The organism is Dolichospermum lemmermannii CS-548, assembly GCF_028330815.1.
In the GTDB taxonomy this organism is placed as follows: Bacteria; Cyanobacteriota; Cyanobacteriia; order Cyanobacteriales; family Nostocaceae; genus Dolichospermum; species Dolichospermum lemmermannii.
Genome location: NZ_JAQMTJ010000240.1, coordinates 1 through 5,870, shown reverse-complemented (window position 1 = coordinate 5,870; position 5,870 = coordinate 1). Strand labels below are relative to the sequence as shown.

Sequence of the window (5,870 nt, the reverse complement as noted above, 5' to 3'; positions counted from 1 at the left end):
GGGAGTAGGGGAAGTAGGGGGAGTAGGGGAGAAATTTTCTTCCTTCTGACAACTAACCACTGACAACTGACCACTGACAACTGACCACTGCCCCCTATAAGTCTGGTTTAGCAGCGATCTTGATTTCTTGAGTTTTCCCAAGTTCTCCCATTTCCTTTGCTTCCTGCTGATTCACGCTCATTAACACACCACCAGCATTATCAGTTTTTACTGTCAGTTGGTCAGTGGCGTTCCAGGTGCGACTAGAACCTTGTGGTAAAACTCCCTCAAAGGCGGTTTTACCATCTGTAACCACACTAATCCAAGATGAGGTTTTTAAAGTCACACCAATTTGTACGGATTGATGCTCTTTCTTGCTGAGTAATGTATTACTAGCTGTTTCTTGCCCTTTTGACTGCGCTGCTGTATTTGGTTGAATTTGGCGGTTATTTGCCTGCAAGGTGGCATTATTCAACAACTGGGATAAACCGTTCACAGAACAGAAAATTAACCCGATATAAAGCAGGTAAAGATGAATAGGACGTAATTGAGGAACAGCTTGTGCTTTCCAATGGGATTTAACACCCACTGATTGAGAACCAATGGGGAAATGACTGGCAAATTCTGCTCCCCGAACTCCTAAAGCTTCTGCAAACTGTCTAATTAAGCCTTGAATATAAATTGGTTCTGGTAAGTCGTTTAAATTACCTTCTTCAATTGCTTGCAAAAGTCGTCGAGGAATTCTAGTTAATCCGACTAACTCATCCAGATTTAAACCTTTTTCTTGCCGTAGTGAAGCTAGTTGTGAGCCAAGTTGTCCTAACTTTTCGGCTTGATGTTCCTTGATAGAAGGTTTGATTGGCTGTTCATCCTTCTTTCTGAACCATTTCATATTTTTCCTTTACTCCTTAACTCGGCTTTGTCTGAATCGGTGTGCGAATTATCTGCTTATTTAAAAAACTCATCTCATCTTCACTAAGATGACGATATTTACCAGATGGCAAAAATGCTGTTGTTGAGGTTTTTAATTGAATTAAACCAATAGCCGTACGATGTAGCTTGATAACTGGATATCCCAATTGTTCGGCTATGCGGCGAATTTGACGGTTTCTTCCTTCCTGTAAAACGATCTCTAACCAGCTTTGATCAATATAGGTTTCAATTAAGCGCACTTGAGCAGGTCTTGTGATTCTTCCTTCCAGAACTATACCCTGACTCCACTTTTTGAGAACTGTTGCTGGAGGACGGCCTTGAACAACAACACGATAGGTCTTAGTAATACTATGACTGGGATGGGTAAGTCCATAGGTCAGTTCCCCATCATTGGTTAAAATCAATGCTCCTGTGGAGTCTACATCCAAACGGCCTACCGGGTGAATACCCCATCCGGTTCTTAACTCTGACGGTAGCAGATCCAAAACGGTTGGTCTTCCTTGAGGATCATGGCAAGTAGAGACAATTCCGGCTGGTTTATGCAGTAATAAATACATTTTGGATGGTCGCTGTTCTGCCAGCACAGGTTGACCATCAATAGAGATTTTGTCTTGAGAGGGATCGACTTTTTGACCTAAATGTGCTACTACCCCGTTAACACATACTCGTGATTGCCTCATCATTTCTTCGGCTTCACGTCGTGAGGCGATACCCCATTGAGCTAGAATTTTTTGTAACCGTTCCTCCATGTTTAAATTGTGATTTTCTTGCTGAATATTTTTATACTACTAATGTTTGCACTTTGTTGTTAACAAACTTCCATGCTAAAGTTAAGAACTGTTTAAGATGCTCAATAATTGGGCATATTTACATTGATGTAACCGTCGAAAAATGACAGAACCAAGTTCCCCAAATCCAAATAATAGCAGAGTCAGGATCATTACAAAAGTTTTAACATCAGCGATTAAGCTCTGGTTAAGAAGCCAATTGAATCAAGTAGCTCATTTAGAGGTACAGATAGAAGCAAGCGATCGCCAATTACTTTCTGGTTACATTCCTGGAGTATCAATTTCTGCTAGTAATGCAGTGTATCAAGGTCTTCGTGTTACACAAATCGAACTTGAGGCAGAAAAAATCCAACTGAATGTTGCTGCAATATTAAAAGGACAACCTTTGCAATTATCAGCAATAGTCCCTGTGGTTGGTAAGCTGATTATCACCGCACAGGATCTTAATAACTCTCTTTCATCTCCATTATTATTAACGGCTATAAATGATGGACTGATTCCACTATTAGCAGAATACAGCCTAAATTACCCGTTTATTACTTGGGAAAAAATCACCCTTGACAACCAGGTATTGATCCTACACGGTATCCCCATTTCTGAAACAGAAGGGGCATTTTTCAATATTCATTTAGGCTTAGAACTACGCAATGGTCAAGAACTGCAATTAACGCAGGTTCAGGTAAAGACCGATCAAGAGGTGCTTTTGGAAAAGAATTCTCCTTATATGATAAACCTGGGAACAGATGTTGATATCGAAAAAATTTCCCTGCTGCCAGAACAATTAACTTGTTATGGACGTATTAATATTAACCCATAACTATTAAAAAATCAAAACTCAATATTCCCTGAATTTACTTTAAATTGTATGGCTATTGTGAGTGACATGAGCAAGTTGAGATTAAATCTTATCTTAGTTCCTATTACAGCGTTTTTTCTAATAAAGGTAAAAGTAATGTAACGAAATAATACACTAGAGGAGCAGTGAAAATATAGCTATCGGTGCGATCTAAAATCCCCCCATGACCAGGGATTAATTGACCTGAATCTTTGACACCGGCATCACGTTTCAGCAAGGATTCTGTTAAGTCACCCAACAAACTAGCGATACCAATAATTAGACCTAATGTGACACCAGTGATTAACCAATGGGGAAAATGGAGAAGGTAAGCTCCTACCATAGCAACAGCGACACTGGCAGTAATGCCAAAAACAGCACCTTCTACAGTTTTTTTGGGACTAATATCTGATAATCGCGTTTTCCCGAAGAATTTACCAAAAGTATAAGCGCCAATATCCGCAGCCCAAATACATAAGAACGTGAGGATAGTCGCAGTTAAACCCGCGGGGAAGGCAGTTAAATTACCTTGTCCAATATCTTGCCAATTAGATGGCCAATAACCACCTAAAGGTAAATTACTGCTAATAGCATGATCAATTCCTCGTAAGCGGACCCAGTAACTTGGTAAGTAACCGACATAAAACAAACCCATAATAGAAGCGGAAATATCCGCAATGGTGGCTAATTTGGGTTGAAATAGTAAATAAAAACAAATAAGTGTCCCGGCTATGGGCATAATTGCATCAGCTAAACTACCATTCAGAGTACAAATTGCCAGTAGAACTTGACTAACAATCATAGTAGTTTTGACTGAGGGTGTGATGCCGCGAGAACGGACCAAATTAAAATATTCTTGTTGACCTAAAAATACGACAATAGCGATCGCTATCGTAAAATACCAACCCCCTAAGAGGGTTGCAGATAGCGCCATGATAATCGCAATAATTCCACTAATAATTCGAGGCCAGGGCATAAGCAATTAAAAATTAAGAATTAACAATTGAAAATGAGGGTAAGGAGTCACGGAGTCAGAAGAGAGGAGTTAGGAGGCAGAAGAAACAAAGGAAAAAAGCTAAATAGAAGGTAGAACAGATTTATTTCTGACTTTTATCCATGTCCAATCCATCATTGTCAATTTTCAATTTTCAATTGTTTAATCTAGTTTTTCACCACTGAGAATGAAAATGGGATCGGCTGCTACAAAGGTTTGAGAATAGCCCCGTGTTTCTAAGCGATTTACCGCTGACTGGACAACTTCAATATTCCTAACTCTCAACTGAGAAAAGCTTTGAGAAATAGCATACAGACTTTCTAAATTAGCAGCAGTGGCGACCACTCGGCCAGATGTTGGTAAATATTGCCAGGCCGCTTGGACAATTTCCTGTATGGCTTTTCCACCTTCAATGCAGATCCGATCAGGTAGTAACTTGATTTGATCTAAGCATTCTGGGGCGCTACCTTCAATTACTTCGACGTTTTTGACTTCAAAGCGATCGCAGTTGCGTTTAATTAGATTAGCAACATCCTCATCTCTTTCGATAGCAATCACCCGTGCTTGGGGACACAATAAACCCACCTCTATAGGAATTGTACCTGTTCCTGCGCCAATATCCCACAATACAGAATCGGCTTGTAGTCGCAATTGGGAAATCAACAGCAATCTTAATTCTCGCTGACTGAGGGGAATACCTGGTAAATTCTCAAATAATTCGTCGGGAATACCTGGGGTAATATAAGGCCAAAGTGGGGAAGGCATAAGCAATTAAAAATTAACAATTAAAATTTAACAATTGGGAAAGGGGAAGATAATTTTGGTAGTTATGCTCATCAATGACATCAGGAAACTGCAATGATGAATAAGGAAATATTAGCTAATCGCTATGAAGTTCAACAACAGCTAGGCAAAAAAGCCGGGAGAAGGACTTTCTTAGCTACTGATTTAGTAACTGGAAAATCGGTAATTGTCAAGTTACTTGCTTTTAGTAATGATTTTGAATGGGATGATCTCAAATTATTTGAGAGAGAAGCTCAAACTTTAAAATCTTTATCACATCCCCATATTCCTGCATACTTAGACTATTTTGAGGTCAATTCCTCTAGATATAAAGGATTTTCCCTGGTTCAGACTTATATCCCAGCCCAAACTTTAGAACAATATTTACAAGCTGGGAGGAAATTTACAGAAATTGAAGTTAAAGAAATTGCTAAAGCAGTTTTAGAAATTCTTAAATACTTGCATGAGTTAAATCCACCTGTTGTCCACCGTGATATTAAGCCTAGCAATATTTTATTAGGAGAGCGCTCTGGCAATAGTGTCGGTTCAGTTTATTTAATAGATTTTGGTTCAGTCCAAACTATCCTAGCAGCAGAAGCAGGGACAAGAACTGTTGTGGGGACTTATGGTTATATGCCACAGGAACAGTTTGGAGGGCGTACTGTTCCCGCTTCTGACCTTTATAGTTTAGGATGCACAATAATTTATTTGGTGACAGGGACTAACCCAGCGGATTTACCACAAAAGGATTTTCGCATTCAATTTCAGCAAGTTGCTAATATTAGTCCTAGTTTTGCTAAGTGGTTGGAGCAAATTACAGAACCCAGTTTAGAAAAGCGTTTTGCCACGGCAACTCAAGCACTCACAGATTTAGAGCATCCAGAAGAGACTAATATCAAAGCTTTAACTGTTAGGAAACCAGTCGGTAGTAAAATTCAATTAACCAAAAATGAAGATACTTTAGAAATTATTATTCCTCCGGTTGGCTTTCAATCTTCAATGGTATCTGTAGGTTTTTTTGCCATATCCTGGAATTCTTTTATCTTATTTTGCACTATTGGTGCTTTGTCTGCTCCCTTTCCGGCAAATATCCCCTTTGCCTCATTTTTATTACCTTTTTGGGGGGCAGGATTTTCGATGATATACGGTATAGTTTCCAGTGTATTTGGTAGTACAAAAATACATATAGATTCTCAACAAATTTCTCTTAATCACCAGTTAGGGAAATGGAAAATTCCCCGTCGTCGTTCATTGTCCAGAGAAAATATTGATAAATTAGTTTATACACCGAGATATTTTACTAATTTTACTAAAGACTCAGACGGGGATAAAACTCAAGTACCTGCAAAATTGGTAATTTGGGCAGGAGTCGAAAAATTTGAGTTTGATGTTAATATCACCATCAAATCTGAAGTGGAATTAGAACCCACATTCCGCACCCCAAACTGTCACAGATCAAAAAAGCCCTTAAAGTAGTACATAATAACTAAAGTCAATTCAAAAATTAAGATGCTTAATGAGAATAAGTAGCATTAAAAGGGACGTGGTGTGATAAAGT

6 protein-coding genes are annotated in these 5,870 nt (G+C 38.9%); 2 read left to right on the top strand and 4 right to left on the bottom strand.

The genetic code is table 11. The features are described from left to right. Positions 1–94: 94 nt before the first annotated feature. Positions 95–871, bottom strand: coding sequence for a helix-turn-helix domain-containing protein (locus PN450_RS16295; RefSeq protein WP_271822794.1), 777 nt, complete (start codon positions 869–871; stop codon positions 95–97). A 16-nt stretch (positions 872–887) separates the two neighbouring features. Beyond that, positions 888–1,661: a pseudouridine synthase gene (locus tag PN450_RS16290; RefSeq protein ID WP_168696543.1), complete on the bottom strand. Its 774-nt coding sequence runs from the start codon at positions 1,659–1,661 to the stop codon at positions 888–890. Positions 1,662–1,803: 142 nt separating this feature from the next. Between PN450_RS16290 and PN450_RS16285 the strand changes: the two genes are divergently transcribed. After that, complete coding sequence (locus tag PN450_RS16285) at positions 1,804–2,517, top strand: LmeA family phospholipid-binding protein (RefSeq protein ID WP_271836938.1); 714 nt, start codon at positions 1,804–1,806, stop codon at positions 2,515–2,517. 103 nt (positions 2,518–2,620) lie between these two features. Here PN450_RS16285 and PN450_RS16280 read toward each other — a convergent pair whose 3' ends face one another. Beyond that, a complete protein-coding gene (locus PN450_RS16280) occupies positions 2,621–3,511 on the bottom strand; it encodes a phosphatidate cytidylyltransferase (protein WP_015081499.1) in 891 nt (296 codons plus the stop codon). Positions 3,512–3,691: 180 nt separating this feature from the next. Then, complete coding sequence (gene cbiT / locus PN450_RS16275) at positions 3,692–4,294, bottom strand: precorrin-6Y C5,15-methyltransferase subunit CbiT (protein WP_271836937.1); 603 nt, start codon at positions 4,292–4,294, stop codon at positions 3,692–3,694. 93 nt (positions 4,295–4,387) lie between these two features. Here cbiT and PN450_RS16270 point away from each other — a divergent pair, with 93 nt between their 5' ends. Beyond that, positions 4,388–5,788 (top strand): serine/threonine protein kinase, encoded by a 1,401-nt coding sequence (locus tag PN450_RS16270; protein WP_417033754.1) that lies wholly within the window; start codon positions 4,388–4,390, stop codon positions 5,786–5,788. Positions 5,789–5,870 lie beyond the last annotated feature (82 nt).